The organism is Nocardiopsis sp. iso_237, from assembly GCF_056173345.1.
In genome coordinates this window covers 4,338,463-4,355,360 of sequence record NZ_CM149669.1, presented here as the reverse complement: position 1 = coordinate 4,355,360, position 16,898 = coordinate 4,338,463, and the positions used below count along the sequence as shown (strand labels likewise).

The window sequence follows — 16,898 nt, the reverse complement described above, 5'->3', positions numbered from 1 at the left end:
GTACATGAGTGAGTTCGACGTGTCCGACGTGGGCGAGGGGCCCGAGGGCGAGGAGGCGGCACTGCCCGTCGTCGCCGTGGTCGGCCGACCCAACGTCGGCAAGTCAAGCCTGGTCAACCGGATCATCGGCCGCCGTGAGGCGGTCGTGGAGGACGTCCCGGGCGTGACCCGTGACCGGGTGGCCTACGACGCCGAGTGGCAGAACCACCGCTTCACGCTGGTGGACACCGGCGGCTGGGAGACCAGCGTCAGCGGGCTGGCCGCGATGGTCGCCCGGCAGGCCGAGTACGCCGCGCAGACCGCCGACGTCATCCTGTTCGTGGTCGACGCGACCGTGGGCATCACCGACGCCGACGCCGCCGTGACGCGGGTCCTGCGCGCCACCAAGAAGCCCGTGGTGCTGGCCGCCAACAAGGTGGACGGCGGGCAGCAGGAGGCCGACGCGCTCGACCTGTGGAACCTGGGTGTGGGCCAGCCGTTCCCGATCAGCGCCCTGCACGGTCGCGGTACCGGCGACATGCTGGACGCCATCGTGGAGGCCTTCCCCGAGACCCCCGTGGGCGACGCCGAGGACGACGAGGACGGTCCGTCCCGCATCGCCCTGCTGGGCCGCCCGAACGTGGGCAAGTCCAGCCTGCTCAACCGGCTCGCCGGTGAGGACCGCGTGGTCGTGGACTCGGTCGCGGGTACCACCCGTGACGCCGTCGACGAGCTGATCGAGCTGGGCGGCCAGACCTGGAAGTTCATCGACACCGCCGGCATCCGCCGCCGGTTCCGTGCGCTCCAGGGCGCCGACTACTACGCGACGATGCGCACCGGCAGCGCTCTGGAGCGGGCCGAGGTGGCCGTGGTGCTGATGGACGTCAGCGAGCCGCTGGCCGAGCAGGACATCCGGGTCGTGGAACAGGTCGTGGAGGCCGGTCGCGGTCTGGTCCTGGCGTTCAACAAGTGGGACATCCTCGACGAGGAGCGCCGCACGTACCTGGAGAAGGAGATCGACCGCCAGCTGGCGCGGGTCTCCTGGGCCCCCCGGGTGAACATCTCCGCGATGACCGGCCGCCACATGGAGCGTCTGGTTCCGGCGATCGAGACCAGCCTGGCCGGGTGGAACCAGCGCATCTCCACGGGTCAGCTCAACAACTGGCTCAAGGAGCTGGTGGCGGCCACCCCGCCGCCGGTGCGCGGCGGCAAGCAGCCCAAGATCCTGTTCGCGACGCAGGCCGGTGCGCGTCCGCCGCACTTCATCCTGTTCACGACCGGTTTCCTCGAGGAGAACTACCGCCGGTTCATCGAGCGCCGTCTGCGCGAGGACTTCGGTTTCGAGGGGACCCCGGTGCACATCAGTATGCGTATCCGGGAGAAGAAGAACGGGACCCCGGGCCGCGCCTCCAAGGGCAGTGTGCGTCCGGACCGCAAGCCGCGCGGCGGCGGTCGCCGCTGACGGCGGCCCCGGCCACCGCAGGGTTCGAGAAAACACGATGAGGGGGCGTTCCGTACGGGACGCCCCCTCATCGTGCGTGCCTATGGGGCGGGGGACGGGTCCCGCCGGTCCGGCTCGGAGACGGCCCCGGGGCGGACCGGGCCGACCAGGCGGCGGAGCAGCCGCTCCGCCGGGCCCCGATGGCCCCGGCGGCGCATGAGGTCGGCGGCGACCAACGACACCAGCCAGGTCAGGGCGGCCACGCCCAGGGACGCGGCGAGCCCCGTGCGGTCCTGCAGGCCGAGGGCGACCGGTGAGAAGACCGCCACGAACACCACGCTCTGGACCAGGTAGAAGGTCATCGAGCGCTGTCCCAGGGCGGCCACGGCGGTGGTGACCGGTCCCTGGGAGCGGGCGGCCCGGAGGGACACCAGCGCGATGGCCCCGACCAGGCCGAAGCCACCGAAGTAGCCGGTGAGCGGCTGGAGGAGCGCGGTACCCCACACCGAGGCCGTCGAGGCGGGTGTCCACAGCCCGGTCTGGGCGAGGATCGACGGCAGGGCCCCCAGGGCGGAGACCGCCGTGGTCACCACCACGGCCCGGACCAGGAACGCGCGGTGGCTCCCGGGGTCGTCCAGCAGCCCGCGTCGGGCCGCCCACATCCCCGCGATCACACCGGGGACCACCAGGACCGTTCCGACCACGAGCCCGAACGGCGCGGCGGGCAGCCGCTGGACGTACTGGGCGGCGAGGTCGGCTCCGACGGGAGTGGCCAGCGTCCCCACATCGAAGGTGGTCACCCCTCGCCCCAGGGCGAGGAGCATCGGTACTGCGGAAAGCAGTGTGCCGGGGAGCAGGCTGAGGGCGCCGAGCCGCAGCAGGGTGCGGTCACGCGCCCTGAGCAGACCCACGAGCAGCAGTGACGCGAGGCCGTAGGCGGCCAGGATGTCGATGGGCACCAGCAGCAGGTGGACCAGGCCGAAGACCATCAGCCACAGGCCCCGGCGGCGCAGCATGGCGCGGACGTCGGCGGGCTCGTCACCGCGCCCGGTCCTCTGGTTCAGCGTCTGCACGAGGGCGTAGCCGAAGAGGAAGGCGAACATGGGGCGGGCGGTGTTGTTGACGAACAGGTCGTGGAAGGCGAGCGAGAGTCCGTTGGCCAGCGCCGGTCCGTGGTCGACGGCGAGGACGAACAGCGGGGCGTGGGCGAAGGCGATGGCCAGCAGCATGGTGCCCCTGGCCAGGTCGGGGGCGAGCGCTCGCGACGCGGTTGGGGTCACGGCTCCTCCTCAGTCGGGTACGGCATACATGTTAGTACATGTAAATCATGCAGAACATGTCAAGGTGTCATCGTTGGGGCGTGCATGATCCGCTTGATACGCTGTGTGAAACGTGCGCAGAAGGTGGTGGCCAGGTGGCCGAAAAGGCGGACGGCGCGCCCTACGGGCCCGGCGGCCGGGGTTTCTACGGTGCGGTGACGGTCAGCGAACGCGGCCAGATCTCGTTGCCCGCTAAGGCCCGCCGCGACCTCGGGATCTCCCCCGGGGACAAGCTCCTCGTCCTGGGCGACCCCCAGCAGGGTCTGGCCCTCATGACGGTCGACCGGCTCATGGGCAACCTGGAGGCCTCCTCCCTCCTGATGTCCGCGATCCAGGACCAGGTGGACGACGACGGGGACGCCGCGGCCGGTTCCGGTTCAGACTCCTAGACACACGACGGAGGGGGCGTTCCGTACGGAACGCCCCCTCCGTCGTGTGCGCGGACAGTCCGCTCAGGTGTCCGTCGGCAGACGGCGGACGTTGCTGCCCCGGATGCCCGAACCGGACTCGCCGCTCCGCCTCGGGTAGGGCAGGTGCCCGGAGGAACCCGGGCCGGGTTCGGGCACCGGGATGGCCGGGGCGCCGGGCAGCGGCTTCCCCGCGCTCTCCTTCATCCGCCACACCACGACCAGACCGATGACGCTGGCCCCCATCACCAGCCAGGCGGGGGAGTACGGGTTCCCCGTGGCCTGCACCAGCGACTCGGAGATCAGCGGGGTGGTACCGCCGAACAGCGCCACCGAGACGTTGAAGCTGATGGCCAGGGCGCCGTAGCGGACCTTGGTCGGGAAGAAAGCCGGGAGCGATGCGGGGCCCGCGCCGGAGAAGTGCACCAGGGTGACGGCCAGGACCAGCACACCCAGGGCCGCCGTCCACGCGTTGCCCTGTTGCAGGAGCCAGAAGGCGGGCAGGGACAGCACGAGCCCGAAGACGCACCCGGACATCAGGACCGGCTTGCGGCCCACCCGGTCGCTCATGAATCCGAACAGGGTCACGCTGGCCAGCATGAACACCATGGCGCCCAGGGTCACCACCAGGGCCAGGGTCGAACCGTACCCCAGCACCGCCTCCAGGTACGTGGGCATGTACGCGGTCACCATGTAGTTGTTGACGTTGAACACCATGACCAGGCCGATGCAGAGCACGATGGCGTGCCACTGGCCCACGATCGTCTCCTTGAGCTGGCCCTTGCGGCGCTCGCCCTCCTCGTCCTTGGCGAAACCGTCGGTGTTCTCGTTGTAGACCGGGGTCTCCTCCAGCTTCACTCGCAGGTAGAGACCGATGGCGCCCAGCGGCAGCGCGAGCAGGAACGGGATGCGCCATCCCCAGGCCTGCATGGTGTCGGGGCCCAGCAGCAGGGTCATCACGGTGACGATGGCCGCGCCGCCCACGTAGCCGCTGACGGTGCCGAACTCCAGCCACGACGAGAGGAACCCCCGTCGCTTGTCGGGGGCGTACTCCGCGATGAACGTCGTGGCGCCGCCGTACTCACCGCCCGTGGAGAAGCCCTGGAGCATACGGGCGAGCAGGAGCAGGATCGGCGCGGCGATGCCGATGGTCGCGGCGGACGGGATGAGGCCGATCGAGAAGGTGCTGACCGCCATGAGCAGCATGGTGGCGGCCAGGACGCGCTTGCGGCCGATCCGGTCGCCGAGCGGGCCGAAGAACACGCCGCCGAGCGGACGGACGAGGAAGGCCGCCGCGAAGGTGGTGAAGGTGGCGATGAGCTGTACCCCGCCGGACTGCGACGGGTAGAAGACCAGGCCGATCGTCACGGCGAGGTAGCTGTAGACACCGAAGTCGTACCACTCGGTCGCGTTGCCGATCGCGGCCGCGACGACGGCCTTGCGGGTGGTCCCGCGCTCCGTCTTCAGGGTCGGCTGGGCCGGTTGTTCGCTCACGTCTCCCCCTCGGTGAAATCACCTGAAGTACATAGATAAACACTTGGGGTGGTGAAAGCGTGGGAGGCGTACCTGTCGGCCGACGGTAGCGTGGCACCATGCGCAAAGTGCTGGTCAGCGCCTGTCTGATGGGGCGCAGGGTCCGTTACGACGGTAGGGCCAAACCGGTGGGGGACGACACGGTCACCCGCTGGCGGGAGGAGGGGCGCCTGGTCGTGCACTGCCCGGAGGTCGCCGGGGGACTCCCGGTCCCCAGGCCGCCCGCCGAGATCGAGCCCGGCGCGGACGCCGCCGACGTGCTCGCCGGCCGGGCCCGTATCCGCACCCCGGAGGGCGCGGACGTGACCGAGTACTTCGTCGCGGGTGCGCGGGCGGCCCTGTCCTTCGCACGTGCGCACGGAGTGGCGGTGGCACTGCTCAAGGAGTCCAGCCCCTCGTGTGGGACGCGCGAGGTGTACGACGGGGCCTTCGAGGGGCGCAGGGTGTCCGGTGAGGGCGTGACCGCGTACCTGCTCCGTGAGAACGGGGTGGCGGTGTTCAACGAGGACCAGGTCGCGCGGGCGGCCGAGCACCTGCGCGACCTGGAGGCCTGAGGGCCACGGGGAACCCCCCGTGGCCCCCTCGGGTCAGTCCTTGACCACCGCGTAGCGCAGACAGGCGAAGGCCCCCACCGGCTTGACCTCCAGCGGGCGCAGCTGGACCCGTCCGTCCAGCAGGGGCGCGCCGCCGCCCAGGCTCACCGGGGCCACGGACACCGACACCTCGTCCAACAGGCCCAGCCGGGCGAGGTTCGCGGCGATCCGTCCACCGCCGACCACCCACACGTCATGGCCGTCCGCGACCCGCACCATCTCGGCGTGCAGGTCCCGCAGCTCCTGGTCGGTGTCTGCGCTGGTGAAACGCAGGTCGCCCTCGATCCGGGGGAGCTCCCGGTGGGTGAGCACCCAGGTGGGCGCCTCGTACGGCCAGGGCTTGTGCCCCTCGTACTCCTGGATCCACTCGTAGGTGGTCGCCCCCATGACGATCGCCCCGGCGTTCCTGATGAACTCGGCGGTCTCGTCGATCGCCTCTCCCTCCTGTGCGCCCTCCACGGCGAACAGCCAGTCCAGAGAGTTGTCCTGGTCGGCGATGAACCCGTCCAGACTCGTGGCGGTCTCGTACACGGTCCTCATGCTGTGTCTCCCCGTTTCCTTGATTCGTAGCGTTCCGGCAACCACTCCAGGGGGTCGCCCTGGTCGACCTCCACCCCCGCCTCGCGCAGCATGTGCCGGACGTTCAGCCTGCGGTACGCGGAGTAGGTGAGCACGTGCGCCACCACCCCGCCGAGGAGGAAGCTCTCCGGCGGGTCGCACAGGGCGTCGATCAGCCGGTCGCCCCAGGCGTCCCGCCGACCGATGTCGGTGACCGCGGCGATCCACCGCGCCCCCGCCTCCGCGTGCCTGACCCGCAGTGACTCCGGGTCGTCGGCGCCGTGTTCGGGTGTGTCCGCGCCCGCGATGGAGGCGAGCCACGACTCCTTGGTGCCCACCAGGTGGCCCAGGGTCGCGGCGATGGAACCCTCGGGTCCGTCCCAGGACAGGACGGTCCGGGTGTCCCGGACCCGGCGGTACTCCTCCTCGGGCAGATCGGCGGCGAGCCGGATCAGCCGGTCGGTGTCGTCCACGTCGTGGTGGGTCTGGAGCGCTGTCACGTCCATGCTGGGGCGGTTCCTCGGGTTCTCCTCCACCCACAGGTGGAGCGGTGGGTGGAAGTGGACGCCGTTCGGTGCGGGCAGCCAGCGGCCGCTGCCCGCCGTGGTGGCGCTCGGAGGATGGCCGAACGCCCGTGCGAAGGCGCGGGTGAACCCCTCCACGGAGGAGTACCCGGCCTCGAAGGCGGCGTCGGTGACGCTGCAGCCCTGACCGATCCGCCAGGCGGCCCGTTCCATCAGGACCCTCCGGCGCAGAGCCACCGGTGACTCACCGGTGTCCCGGGTCAGCTGGCGGCTGAAGTGGAACGGTGAGGCGTGCGCCTGCCCGGCCATCTCGCTCAGCCGGGTGTTGTCCTCGTCCAGGACCGCGTCGAGCAGTTCCCGCAGGCGGTCCCGTCCGGTGGTGGGTTCGGTCATGTGACCAGTATGTTCCGGGGGCCCTCGTCTCCGCTTGACCGTTCTTGCGCAGTGTCCGCCCGCGCCCTGGGCGTCGACGGCGGCGTCGCGGCCGGGGCGACGCGCTCCTCGTCGAACCGGCGCGGTCGCCTGGGCCGGCCGCCCACCGGAGCCCCGAGGGGGCACGCATCGTGGTGCGAACCCCCCGGGAGATGCGATAGAGTCTTCCCCGTTGGCGACGCCGGAGACGGCGCCGCCCAGCGGCCGGGACGTAGCGCAGTTTGGTAGCGCACTTGACTGGGGGTCAAGGGGTCGTGGGTTCAAATCCCGCCGTCCCGACAAAGGAAAGCCCTGGTGAGACAGGAAGTTCTCACCAGGGCTTCGTCATGTCCGGGGGGCGTTCCCAGGCGGGGGTCGTGGTGGGCGTTCACACCTTCGGGGGGCGGAGCGTGATCGCGGCGATGACGGCCCCGGTGAGGGCGGTCGCGGCGCCGATGGCGAACCCGAGGCTCCACCCGGCGGTGGCCGCGGCCGTCGCCGACTCTCCCTCGGACACGAGCCGAGCCGTCCTGGTGGCGCTGGCCGTGGTGAGGACCGCGAGGCCGATGGCCCCACCGAGCTGCTGACCGGCGTTGAACAGGGCCGACGCGATCCCGCTGTCCGAGGGGTCAGCGGAGGAGACCGCCGCCGTGGTCAGCGGTACGAACGCCAGGCCCAGCCCGAACCCGGCCAGCACGACGCCGGGGAGGACGGTGTCCGCGTAGCCCGCGTCGGGCCCGACCCGGGTGAGCACCGCGAGCCCGGCGGCCACGAGCAGCGAGCCCGTGACGGCGAGCCGGTCGGGTCGGACGGCGGCCAGTGGTCCTCCCGCCAACCGTGCCGCGATCGCGATCGCGACGGTCATCGGCAGGAACGCCAGGCCGACACTGACGGGGCCGTACTCGAGGGCGGTGGCGAGGAAGAGGCTGAGGAAGAAGAACAGCGCGTAGATGGCGACCCCGAAGATCAGCCCGATCACGTCGGCTCCCCAGACGCCGCGGATCCGCATCAGGCGCGGGGGCACGAGCGGGTGGGCGCCGCGCGCCTGGAGCACGCCGAAGGCCACGAGGAGGACCAGCGCCGCCCCGAGCGCCCCGAGTGTGCCAGGTGACGTCCATCCGGCCTCGGTGGAGCGGACCAGGCCGTAGACCAGGGCGATCAGGCCGCCCGTCACGGTGACGGCGCCCGCCACGTCCATCCCCTCGCCGCGCTCGCCCCGTCCGGCGGGCAGCACGGCGACGGCCAGCGCGACCGCGGCGGCCGCGACCGGGACGTTGATCCAGAACACCCAGGGCCAGGAGAGGGCCTGTGTCAGCACGCCGCCGAGGATCAGGCCGAGCGCCGTGCCCCCCGCGGTCACGCCCGCCCACACGCCCAGCGCCATCGTTCGTTCGCGACCGACGGGAAAGACCGCCATCAGCAGGGCCAGTGCCGCCGGAGCCATCACCGCGGCGCCGACACCCTGCGCGGCGCGGGCCGCCACCAGCACCACCGACGTCTCCGCCCATCCGCCCAGGAGCGACGCGACGGCGAAGACCAGCGAACCGACGACGAACATCCGTCGGCGTCCGAAACGGTCGGCCAGGCGGCCACCGAGCACCAGGAGTCCGCCGAATGCCAGTGTGTAGGCGGTGATCACCCACTGGAGGTCGTGTGCCGCGAACCCCAGGTCGTCGCGGATCGCCGCCAGCGCGACGTTCACGATCGTCGCGTCGACCACGATCAGCAGCTGACTGACGGCCAGCACCGTCAGGGCCCACCACCGCCGCCGCCCCGACCCGCGCCGCTTCTCCCGGCGTGGTGCCGGGCTTGTGTCACTCATCATCGTCTTCCTCTCGTTCACTCAACGAACGTAGAGCGAAAGTTCATTTCGGTCAATGCGTGTAGAGTGAAACCCATGGCGGAGGCAGACTCGGCGCGGTTGTCGCGCGCGGAACGGCGGAAGCGCACCGAAGCGGCGGTCCTCGCGGCCGCGCGGAGGCAGTTCGCCGAACACGGATTCGAGCGCACGACGATCCGGAGCATCGCCACTGACGCGGGCGTCGATCCCGCACTGGTGATGCAGCTCTACGGCAACAAGGAGCAGCTCTTCGGAGCCGCCGCCAAGGTGGGCTTCGATCCGCCGGGCGCCGTGGAGACGCCCGACGACCTGGCGAAGGCGGCGGCGTCGCACCTGTTCGCGGGCTTCGAGGACCCCGATCGCCGGGCGGGCTCGGAGGCCCTGTTGCGCAGCTCCCTGACACACCCCCTGGCGGGGCGGATCCTGCGTGACGAGGTCGTGGCGCCGGCCCAGGCCGCGGTCGCGGACCTGATGGGCGGCGACGACGCCGAACTGCGCGCGGCCGTGCTGAACGCCTGCACCCTCGGGGTCGCCATCTCCCGGTACCTGCTGAAGGTGCCGGCTATCGCCGGTGTCGACCAGGCCGAGATCGAGCGTGTGCTCGAACCGGCGTTGCGGGCCCTCATCGAGACGCCGCCGACTCCCGACGGCACCTGACGGGCGCGCACACCCGAGGGTGGCTCTGGTGGAGGGTGTCCAGCTGCTCTGGGGTCAGTCCGGACGCGTGTCCTCAGCGGGCGGCGGCGTCGAGGTGGGTGACGTAGGCGTTCATGGCGTGGTCGCTCAGGGCGTCGGCCCCGGGGGAGAAGAGGTCGGCCGTGTGCCCCTTCACCGAGTCCGCCAGGCCGCCCAGGACGGACATCGGCGTCTCGCGCACCCGTCCGTCGGCGTCGATGTGCGGGACCTCGGAGATATGGCGGTGGGGCGGCTCGGGCGGGACCTGGGCGGTGACGTCGTTGCGCGCGGCGTGGCCCGGGAGCGCGCGTGCGACAGCTCGTGGCCCTTGGTGGCGTGGTCGAGGGTGATCGTGGTCATCCCGGAACTCCCGAACGCGTCGATGTCGTCACTATCGGTTGCACCCTTGCTTCGTTCCAAGGAGTCGGGATGCGCGGGTTCGGGCGGTGAACATGAAAATCGATGGTCGGCGTCCCTCTCCGACGCTAGGGTTCCGGGGGTTCGACGCTTCCCATTGGAGACCCTTCTTGAACAGTGCAGTCACCCTCATCCGTTCCGCCGCCCTCTCCGACGCCGCCGAGTACGCCTACGCGGCGACCGTGCCGTCGGGGGTGCGCCTGATCTTCCCCGCAGGATCGTGCCCGCTCAACGAGGACGGCTCCACCGCCGCGGTGGGCGACTACGCGGGGCAGGCGGCCGTGTGCGTGGCCAACCTGCGGACCGCCCTGGCCGAGGCGGGTGCCGAGCTCACGGACGTGGTCAACACCCGGGTGCTCGTCGCCTCCACCTCCCAGGACGACCTGGTCGCCGCCTGGGAGGTGGTCCGGGACGCCTTCGGGGAGCACGACGTGCCCAGCACGCTCATGGGCGTCACCGTCCTGGGCTACGACGACCAGCTCGTGGAGATCGAGGCCGTGGCCGCCGTGCGCGAGTGATCAGTCCTCGTCGGGGACCCGGCGCAGGACGTCGCCGGGCTGGCAGTCCAGTACGCGGCAGATCGCGTCCAGGGTGGTGAACCGCACCGCCTTGGCGCGGCCGTTCTTCAGGACGGCCACGTTGGCGGGGGTGATCCCGACGGCCTCCGCGAACTCCCCGACCGACATGCCGCTCCGGGCGAGCTGGACGTCGAGGTCGACGATGATCGCCATCAGACCACCCCGGCCATCTCGGTCTGGAGGTGGGTCGCCTTGCGCAGGAGGCCGCGCATCAGGACGACCAGCATGGCGAACGCGGCGCCCACGGCGGTGGCCAGGGAGGCGGCGCCGAGTGCGGCGACCGCCTCCATGGCGCCGTTGGCGAACGGCATGTCGGTCACGACCAGGTGCGCCGCGACCCCGGCGGAGAGCAGCGTCGCCACGAGGCTGGCGCCGATGATGACGTCCACCCACAGGAAGGCGCCGGGGTCGAAGAGCGCGTCGCGGCGCAGCATGCCGAGCAGCTTCCATGTGGCGACCAGCGCGACCTGGACGCAGGCGACGCCGAGGATGCCCAGGACCGTGTACGGAACGACGATCCTCTCGTACGACGGGAAGTAGGCGGCCTCGTCCGCGATGGCCCCGGGGATGACGACGATCTGCCCGAAGAGGCCGACCAGGACGGCCACGAGGATCGCGGCGCGCAGGATGAGGGTGAGGTAGCGGTGCATAGATCGATTATCGATAGATAGCTATCGATAGTCAATAGGCCCCGCTTGCTCTCAGAGGGTGAGCATCACCTTGGTGGCCCGGCGCTCGTCCATGGCCCGGTACGCCTCCGCCGCCTCCTCGATCGGGAGGGTGAGGTCGAAGACCGCCCCGGGGTCGATCTGGTCCGTCATGATCAGCTCGACCAGGTCGGGCAGGAACCGCCGCACCGGGGCGGGGCCGCCGAGCAGGCTCACGGTGGAGAAGAACAGGTCCATGCCGTCGAGTTCGACCCCGTGGGCCACTCCGACGTAGCCGACGTGCCCGCCCGGCCGCGTGGAGTGGATGGCCTGCTCCATGGACTCCTGGGTGCCGACCGCCTCGACCGTCGAGTGGGCCCCCAGGCCGCCGGTGAGCTCCCGCACCCTCTCGGCCCCCGCCCGGCCCCGCTCCTCCACGATGTCGGTGGCGCCGAACCGCCGGGCCAGCGCCTGGCGGTCGGCGTGGCGCGACACCGCGATGATCCGCTCCGCGCCGAGGCGGCTCGCGGCCAGGACCGCCGACAGGCCGACGGCGCCGTCACCCACCACCGCGACGCTGCGGCCCGGTCCCGCCTCGGCCGCGACCGCGCCGAACCAGCCGGTGCCCAGCACGTCGGAGGCGGCCAGCAGGCCGCGGGTCTGTTCCGGAGTGGGTTCCCCCGGCACCCTGACCAGGGTGCCGTCGGCCAGCGGAACGCGGGCGTAGTCCGCCTGGGTGCCGATGGAGCCCATCATCACCTGGTGGACGCAGCGCGATTGGAAGCCCGCCTGGCAGATCTCGCAGGTGTTGTCGGAGGCCACGAACGAACCGACGACGAAGTCGCCCACCCGGATGTCCCGCACCGCGGGCCCGACCTGCTCCACCACGCCGATGTACTCGTGGCCCATGCGGGTGGGCCCGTCTTGCTGTTCGACGCCTCGGTAGGGCCACAGGTCCGATCCGCAGACGCATGCGGCGGTGACCCGGATGACGGCGTCGGTCGGCTCGATGATCGCCGGTTCCCGGACTTCCTCGACCCGGACGTCGCCGGGTCCGTGCATCACTACGGCTCGCATGGCCACTCCCATCGTTGACTCTCTGTTCTGCCCACTAGAGCACCACGATTCACGTCAGGGAGGGAGTCCCGCCTGGTGGGGGTACCACGAGGGACCCCCAGGCCAGGCGGGGGCCGGGGCGCTACTCCCGTTCGGCGGCGCAGCAGGCGGAGGCCTCGCCCGTGACGGTGGCGGGCGCGGCGCCCCTCTGGTCGCTGTCGCCCTTGACCACGTACACCTCCCACGGTTCCCGGCCGGGCCCGTGGACCCACACCTTGTCCTGGACGGCGTAGCAGCACGAGGTGTCGTTCTCCTCGAAGGTCGCCAGGCCCGAGGCCCGGAAGCGGCCGGTGGCCGCGTCGACCTGCGCGCTCTCCTCCACCTCGACACCCAGGTGGTCCAGACGGGTCTCCTGGCCGGGCTCTCCCTCGATGAGGACCAGCTTGAGCGGGGGCTCGGCCACGGCGAAGTTGGCGTAGCCGGGGCGGCGCTTGGCGGGTTCGACGCCGAAGAGGGTCGAGTAGAAGGTCACCGACGCGTCGAGGTCGGCGACGTTGAGGGCCAGCTGGATGCGGGACATGGTGTCCTCTCGGGTTGTATTGATGCTTGTCTATGCAAGGCGCGTCCACTCTTGCCTTCTGTATCGAAGTTTGTCAACATAGGCGCATGTCGAATCAAGAGGAGGGCGCCCCCGGCCGGGGCGGCGCCGACTGCTGTCCCAGGTTGTTGCAGTCCCCGTTGGAGGACGGAGAGTCGGTCGAGCTCGCCCGGGTCTTCAAGGCCCTGGGTGACCCGGTGCGGCTGCGGCTGTTGTCGATGATCGCCACGTCACGCGGTGACGAGGTGTGCGTCTGCGATCTGACGCCCGCCTTCGACCTCTCGCAGCCGACCATCTCCCACCACCTCAGACTGCTCCGTGAGGCCGGACTCATCTCGTCCGAGCGGCGCGGCACCTGGGTTTACTACCGGTTGATCCCCGCGACGACCGACCGCCTGGCCTCGGTCCTGAGTCGGGCCGGACTCCCCGAGGGGGCCGACGCGTGAGCGCCCCCGCGCGTGAGGACGCCGCTCCGGGCGTGGTCGGACGCCTCTCGTCCCTGGACCGCTTCCTGACGGTGTGGATCCTGGCGGCCATGGTCGCCGGTCTGGCGCTGGGCCGCCTGGTGCCCGGCCTGGGCGAGGCGCTGTCCGGAGCGGGTGTGGCCGGGGTGTCCCTGCCGATCGCACTGGGGCTGCTGGTGATGCTGTTCCCACCGCTGGCCAAGGTCCGCTACGACCGGTTGGGATCGGTCACCGGTGACCGGCGGCTGCTGGTCACCTCCCTGGCGGTGAACTGGCTGGTCGGCCCGGCGCTCATGTTCGCCCTTGCCTGGCTGTTCCTGCCGGACCTGCCGGAGTACCGCACCGGACTGATCATCGTGGGCCTGGCGAGGTGCATCGCCATGGTGATCGTCTGGAACGACCTCGCGTGCGGTGACCGCGAGGCCGCCGCCGTCCTCGTGGCCATCAACTCCGTGTTCCAGGTGGTGGCGTTCGGCGCGCTCGGCTGGTTCTACCTGTCGGTCCTGCCCGGGTGGCTGGGGCTGGAACAGGCCTCCCTCGACGTGTCGTTCGTCGACATCTCCGTCTCCGTCCTGGTCTTCCTCGGGATTCCCCTCCTGGCCGGATACCTGACGCGGCGCCTCGGGGAGCGGGCGCGCGGACGGGAGTGGTACGAGACCCGCCTGCTGCCCCGGTTGGGGCCGTGGGGCCTGTACGGGCTGTTGTTCACCATCGTGATGCTCTTCGCCCTCCAGGGAGAGGCGATCACCTCGCGGCCCTGGGACGTGGCGCGCATCGCGCTGCCGCTGCTGGTCTACTTCGTGGTCATGTGGGCGGGCACGCTCGCCCTGGGACGGGCCCTGGGCATGGCGTACCCGCGTTCGGTCACGCTCGCCTTCACGGCGGCGGGCAACAACTTCGAGTTGGCGATCGCGGTGGCCATCGCCTCCTTCGGCGCCACCTCGGGCCAGGCTCTGGCCGGAGTGGTTGGCCCGTTGATCGAGGTGCCGGTGCTCATCGCCCTCGTGTACGTGGCCCTGGCCGCGCGACGCTGGTTCCCGGGAGAACTCCCCGCCGAGGCGAAGGGGGACGACGGTGGCTGAGTCGACGGACGAGATCCCGCGGGTGCTGTTCGTCTGCGTGCACAACGCGGGACGGTCCCAGATGGCGGCGGCGTTCCTGGACCGCCTGGGCGCCGGACGGGTACGGGTGCTCTCGGCCGGTTCCGTTCCCGCCGAGCAGGTCAACCCGGCGGTGGTGGAAGCCATGGCGGAGGTCGGCGTCGACATCGCCGCGAACACCCCGAAGGTCCTCACCGAGGACGCGGTCCGCGCCTCGGACGTGGTGATCACGATGGGTTGCGGCGACGCCTGCCCGTTCTTCCCCGGTAGGCGCTACCTGGACTGGGACCTGCCCGACCCGGCGGGGCGGGGCGTGGAGGCCGTGCGGCCGATCCGGGACAGGATCCGGAGACTCGTCGAGGACCTGCTGGAGGAGTTGTTCCCCGGCTGACCCCGGCGAGGGTGGCGCACGCCACTGACGTCCCCACCGCGCGCCCCGGCATGAACCGGGGCGCGCGGTTGTTCCCGGCTGTTGGCGGACGAACGTGAGGAGCGGTCGTGGAGGGTGTTCGGGGCGCGACGCCGCCCGGTGCGGCGGACGTGGTGGTCATCGGTGCGGGCCAGGCCGGGCTCTCGGTCGCCTGGCACCTGCGCAGGCTCGGGCTCGAACCCGGGACGGGGTTCGTGGTCCTGGACCGCGGACCCGACGCCGGCGGGGCGTGGCAGTTCCGCTGGGAGTCGCTGCGGCTGGACGACGCGCACAAGGTCGACGACCTGCCCGGGATGCGCGAGATGGGCCTGAGCTTCGCCACCGCCGACGCCTCCCGCCCCGCGCGGGACGTGGTGCGCGACTACTACGAACGCTACGAGCGGTGGTTCGGGCTGGACGTGGCGCGGCCGGTCCGGGTCACCTCGGTGCGCGAGGACGGAACCGGCCTCCTGGTCACCACGGACAAGGGTGACGTCGCGGGGCGTGTGGTGGTCAACGCCAGCGGCACCTGGGCACGGCCCTTCCGTCCCTACTTCGCCGGGGCCGCGGACTTCCGAGGCGTGCAGGTCTCCACGCCCGGGTACCGGGCGGCCGAGGACTTCGCCGGGGCGCGGGTCCTGGTGGTGGGCGGCGGCACCTCGGCGGTGGGGTTCCTGCGTGAACTGGAGGGGGTCGCCGCGAGCACGGTCTGGGCCACCCGCCGACCGGTCGAGTTCGTCGTCGACCCCGAGGGCGGGGTCCGTGCGGTGCGGAGGGCGGACGAGGCGGCCCGAGCGGGGCTGCCCCTGCCCAGCATCATCAGCGGCACCGGCCTGCCCGCCACCCCCGGGAACCTCGCCGCGCGGGACCGGGGGCTCCTCGTGTCCCGGCCCATGTTCACCGCGATCGAGCCCGACGGGGTCCGCTGGCCCGACGGCACCTTCGAGCCCGTGGACGCCATCGTCTGGGCCACCGGGTTCCGCTCCGAACTCACCCACCTGGCACCCCTGCGTCTGCGCGAACCCGGGGGAGGGGTGCGGGTCGAGAACGGCCGCGCCGTCCACGAGCCGCGCCTGTTCCTCGCCGGGTTCGGCCCGCAGGCCAGCACGATCGGGGCGAACCGGGCCGGGCGCGCCATCGCCCGCCGGGTCGTGGCGGAGCTGCGCGACGACTCCTGAGGAGGCGGCGAAAGGGCCTGTGGACAACCGGTCCGGCGGGCGGTCCGGGAGTTAGTGTCGGTTCCGGACCCAGTTGATGCACAGCGTCGGAGGTAGCCGGTATGAGGGCCAACAAGCTTCCCACCGAGGAGATCGAACGGGACCCGGCGGCCTTCGCCGACCGGGTCACCGCCGACGCCCGCTTCGGGCGCGCGGCCGAGGCGGGGCGCTACCGGCTGGTCGTCAACCGGGCCTGCCCGTGGGCCCACCGCGTGGTGATGACCCGGCGGCTCATGGGACTGGAGGGGGCCGTCTCCCTGGCCGTCACCGACCCGGTCCAGGAGATCATCGAGGGGGATCCGCACTGGGTGTTCACCGAGCGCACCGGCAGTCCCGGAGACCGAGACCCGGTGCTGGGCATCCACGCCCTGCGCGAGGCCTACCTCGCCCGTGACCGCGCCTACGAGGGCGGCGTGAGCGTGCCCGGCCTGGTCGACGTGCCCAGCGGACACCTGGTGTCCAACGACTACGACCAGATCAGCGTGGACATGGCCACCGAGTGGGGCGACCTGGCCCGGGAGGGCGCTCCGGAGCTGTACCCCGAGGCCCTGCGCGCGGAGATCGACGCGGTCAGCGCCGAGGTCTACCGTGACCTCAACAACGGCGTCTACCGGTCCGGGTTCGCCCCCGACCAGCGGCGCTACGACCGGGCGGTCTCCGCCGTCTTCGCCCGGCTGGACGCCCTGGAGAACCGCCTCACCGACCGCCGGTACCTGGTGGGCGACCACGTCACCCTGGCCGACCTGCGGCTGTGGGCCACCCTGGTGCGGTTCGACGCGGTCTACCACGGCCACTTCAAGTGCAACCGGCGCAAGCTCACGGAGTACCCGGCGCTGTGGGCGTACGCGCGGGACCTGTTCCAGACCCCGGGCTTTGGGGACACCACCGAGTTCGAGCACATCAGGGTCCACTACTACCGCGTGCACACGGCCCTCAACCCGTCCGGTGTGGTGGCGATCGGCCCGGACCCCCGCGCCTGGCTCACCCCGCACGGCAGGGAGGTCCTCGGCGGCGGCCCCTTCGGCAGGGGTACGGCGCCCGGCCCGGTGCCCGCGTCCGAACGGGTCCCGCTACTGGAGGCCCAGGACCGTGCGGCCGGGGGGACCTGGGACGCCCCGGTGGGCTGACCACC

General features: G+C 71.5%; 20 protein-coding genes and 1 tRNA gene. 11 read left to right on the top strand and 10 right to left on the bottom strand.

Annotated features, from left to right (window positions below; genetic code table 11):
* Positions 1 to 4: 4 nt before the first annotated feature.
* A complete protein-coding gene (gene der / locus AC0VYM_RS19830) occupies positions 5 to 1,441 on the top strand; it encodes a ribosome biogenesis GTPase Der (protein ID WP_475463123.1) in 1,437 nt (478 codons plus the stop codon).
* An 80-nt stretch (positions 1,442 to 1,521) separates the two neighbouring features.
* Here der and AC0VYM_RS19825 read toward each other — a convergent pair whose 3' ends face one another.
* A complete protein-coding gene (locus AC0VYM_RS19825; RefSeq protein WP_475454361.1) occupies positions 1,522 to 2,700 on the bottom strand; it encodes a DUF418 domain-containing protein in 1,179 nt (392 codons plus the stop codon).
* A gap of 134 nt (positions 2,701 to 2,834) precedes the next feature.
* On the opposite strand from AC0VYM_RS19825, the gene AC0VYM_RS19820 reads away from it, so the two are divergent.
* On the top strand, positions 2,835 to 3,128 hold the full coding sequence (locus tag AC0VYM_RS19820; protein WP_475454359.1) for an AbrB/MazE/SpoVT family DNA-binding domain-containing protein: 294 nt from the start codon (positions 2,835 to 2,837) through the stop codon (positions 3,126 to 3,128).
* Between the two features lie 63 nt (positions 3,129 to 3,191).
* Here AC0VYM_RS19820 and AC0VYM_RS19815 read toward each other — a convergent pair whose 3' ends face one another.
* The gene (locus tag AC0VYM_RS19815) at positions 3,192 to 4,640 is read right to left on the bottom strand and encodes an MFS transporter (RefSeq protein WP_475454357.1); all 1,449 of its coding nucleotides are present in this window, start codon (positions 4,638 to 4,640) and stop codon (positions 3,192 to 3,194) included.
* 98 nt (positions 4,641 to 4,738) lie between these two features.
* On the opposite strand from AC0VYM_RS19815, the gene AC0VYM_RS19810 reads away from it, so the two are divergent.
* Positions 4,739 to 5,233, top strand: a complete 495-nt coding sequence (locus tag AC0VYM_RS19810; protein ID WP_475454355.1) for a 2-thiouracil desulfurase family protein — start codon at positions 4,739 to 4,741, stop codon at positions 5,231 to 5,233.
* Positions 5,234 to 5,266: 33 nt separating this feature from the next.
* Here AC0VYM_RS19810 and AC0VYM_RS19805 read toward each other — a convergent pair whose 3' ends face one another.
* On the bottom strand, positions 5,267 to 5,812 hold the full coding sequence (locus AC0VYM_RS19805; RefSeq protein ID WP_475454353.1) for a dihydrofolate reductase family protein: 546 nt from the start codon (positions 5,810 to 5,812) through the stop codon (positions 5,267 to 5,269).
* Positions 5,809 to 6,747, bottom strand: a complete 939-nt coding sequence (locus tag AC0VYM_RS19800) for a helix-turn-helix domain-containing protein (protein ID WP_475454351.1) — start codon at positions 6,745 to 6,747, stop codon at positions 5,809 to 5,811. Before AC0VYM_RS19800 ends, AC0VYM_RS19805 begins: the two co-directional genes overlap by 4 nt.
* Positions 6,748 to 6,991: 244 nt before the next feature.
* Here AC0VYM_RS19800 and AC0VYM_RS19795 point away from each other — a divergent pair.
* Positions 6,992 to 7,065, top strand: a tRNA-Pro gene (locus AC0VYM_RS19795).
* 88 nt (positions 7,066 to 7,153) lie between these two features.
* Here AC0VYM_RS19795 and AC0VYM_RS19790 read toward each other — a convergent pair.
* Positions 7,154 to 8,587, bottom strand: a complete 1,434-nt coding sequence (locus AC0VYM_RS19790) for an MFS transporter (protein WP_475454349.1) — start codon at positions 8,585 to 8,587, stop codon at positions 7,154 to 7,156.
* A gap of 75 nt (positions 8,588 to 8,662) precedes the next feature.
* Here AC0VYM_RS19790 and AC0VYM_RS19785 point away from each other — a divergent pair, with 75 nt between their 5' ends.
* Positions 8,663 to 9,262, top strand: a complete 600-nt coding sequence (locus AC0VYM_RS19785) for a TetR/AcrR family transcriptional regulator (RefSeq protein ID WP_475454347.1) — start codon at positions 8,663 to 8,665, stop codon at positions 9,260 to 9,262.
* A gap of 73 nt (positions 9,263 to 9,335) precedes the next feature.
* Here AC0VYM_RS19785 and AC0VYM_RS19780 read toward each other — a convergent pair whose 3' ends face one another.
* On the bottom strand, positions 9,336 to 9,482 hold the full coding sequence (locus AC0VYM_RS19780; protein ID WP_475454345.1) for a hypothetical protein: 147 nt from the start codon (positions 9,480 to 9,482) through the stop codon (positions 9,336 to 9,338).
* A gap of 325 nt (positions 9,483 to 9,807) precedes the next feature.
* Here AC0VYM_RS19780 and AC0VYM_RS19775 point away from each other — a divergent pair, with 325 nt between their 5' ends.
* Positions 9,808 to 10,215, top strand: a complete 408-nt coding sequence (locus AC0VYM_RS19775) for a RidA family protein (RefSeq protein WP_049567886.1) — start codon at positions 9,808 to 9,810, stop codon at positions 10,213 to 10,215.
* Here the strand turns inward: AC0VYM_RS19775 and AC0VYM_RS19770 are convergent, their stop codons facing one another.
* From AC0VYM_RS19770 to AC0VYM_RS19755, 4 genes are all read right to left on the bottom strand, one after another.
* Complete coding sequence (locus tag AC0VYM_RS19770; RefSeq protein ID WP_475454343.1) at positions 10,216 to 10,428, bottom strand: helix-turn-helix domain-containing protein; 213 nt, start codon at positions 10,426 to 10,428, stop codon at positions 10,216 to 10,218.
* Positions 10,428 to 10,925, bottom strand: coding sequence for a DUF2975 domain-containing protein (locus tag AC0VYM_RS19765; RefSeq protein WP_475454341.1), 498 nt, complete (start codon positions 10,923 to 10,925; stop codon positions 10,428 to 10,430). Before AC0VYM_RS19765 ends, AC0VYM_RS19770 begins: the two co-directional genes overlap by 1 nt.
* 51 nt (positions 10,926 to 10,976) lie before the next feature.
* Positions 10,977 to 11,999 carry a zinc-dependent alcohol dehydrogenase family protein gene (locus AC0VYM_RS19760; RefSeq protein ID WP_475454339.1) on the bottom strand — a complete coding sequence of 341 codons (1,023 nt, stop codon included), beginning with the start codon at positions 11,997 to 11,999 and terminating at the stop codon, positions 10,977 to 10,979.
* A 121-nt stretch (positions 12,000 to 12,120) separates the two neighbouring features.
* On the bottom strand, positions 12,121 to 12,558 hold the full coding sequence (locus tag AC0VYM_RS19755; protein ID WP_475454338.1) for an ArsI/CadI family heavy metal resistance metalloenzyme: 438 nt from the start codon (positions 12,556 to 12,558) through the stop codon (positions 12,121 to 12,123).
* Between the two features lie 86 nt (positions 12,559 to 12,644).
* Here AC0VYM_RS19755 and AC0VYM_RS19750 point away from each other — a divergent pair, with 86 nt between their 5' ends.
* The 5 genes from AC0VYM_RS19750 to AC0VYM_RS19730 all read left to right on the top strand — a co-directional run bounded on the left by AC0VYM_RS19750 (position 12,645) and on the right by AC0VYM_RS19730 (position 16,893).
* On the top strand, positions 12,645 to 13,022 hold the full coding sequence (locus AC0VYM_RS19750; RefSeq protein WP_475454336.1) for an ArsR/SmtB family transcription factor: 378 nt from the start codon (positions 12,645 to 12,647) through the stop codon (positions 13,020 to 13,022).
* A complete protein-coding gene (arsB, locus tag AC0VYM_RS19745) occupies positions 13,019 to 14,122 on the top strand; it encodes an ACR3 family arsenite efflux transporter (protein WP_475454334.1) in 1,104 nt (367 codons plus the stop codon). Before AC0VYM_RS19750 ends, arsB begins: the two co-directional genes overlap by 4 nt.
* Positions 14,115 to 14,531 (top strand): arsenate reductase ArsC, encoded by a 417-nt coding sequence (locus tag AC0VYM_RS19740; RefSeq protein WP_475454332.1) that lies wholly within the window; start codon positions 14,115 to 14,117, stop codon positions 14,529 to 14,531. Before arsB ends, AC0VYM_RS19740 begins: the two co-directional genes overlap by 8 nt.
* A 107-nt stretch (positions 14,532 to 14,638) precedes the next feature.
* On the top strand, positions 14,639 to 15,727 hold the full coding sequence (locus AC0VYM_RS19735; RefSeq protein WP_475454330.1) for an NAD(P)-binding domain-containing protein: 1,089 nt from the start codon (positions 14,639 to 14,641) through the stop codon (positions 15,725 to 15,727).
* Positions 15,728 to 15,828: 101 nt separating this feature from the next.
* Positions 15,829 to 16,893: a glutathione S-transferase family protein gene (locus AC0VYM_RS19730; RefSeq protein WP_475454328.1), complete on the top strand. Its 1,065-nt coding sequence runs from the start codon at positions 15,829 to 15,831 to the stop codon at positions 16,891 to 16,893.
* The last annotated feature ends 5 nt before the right edge of the window (positions 16,894 to 16,898 follow it).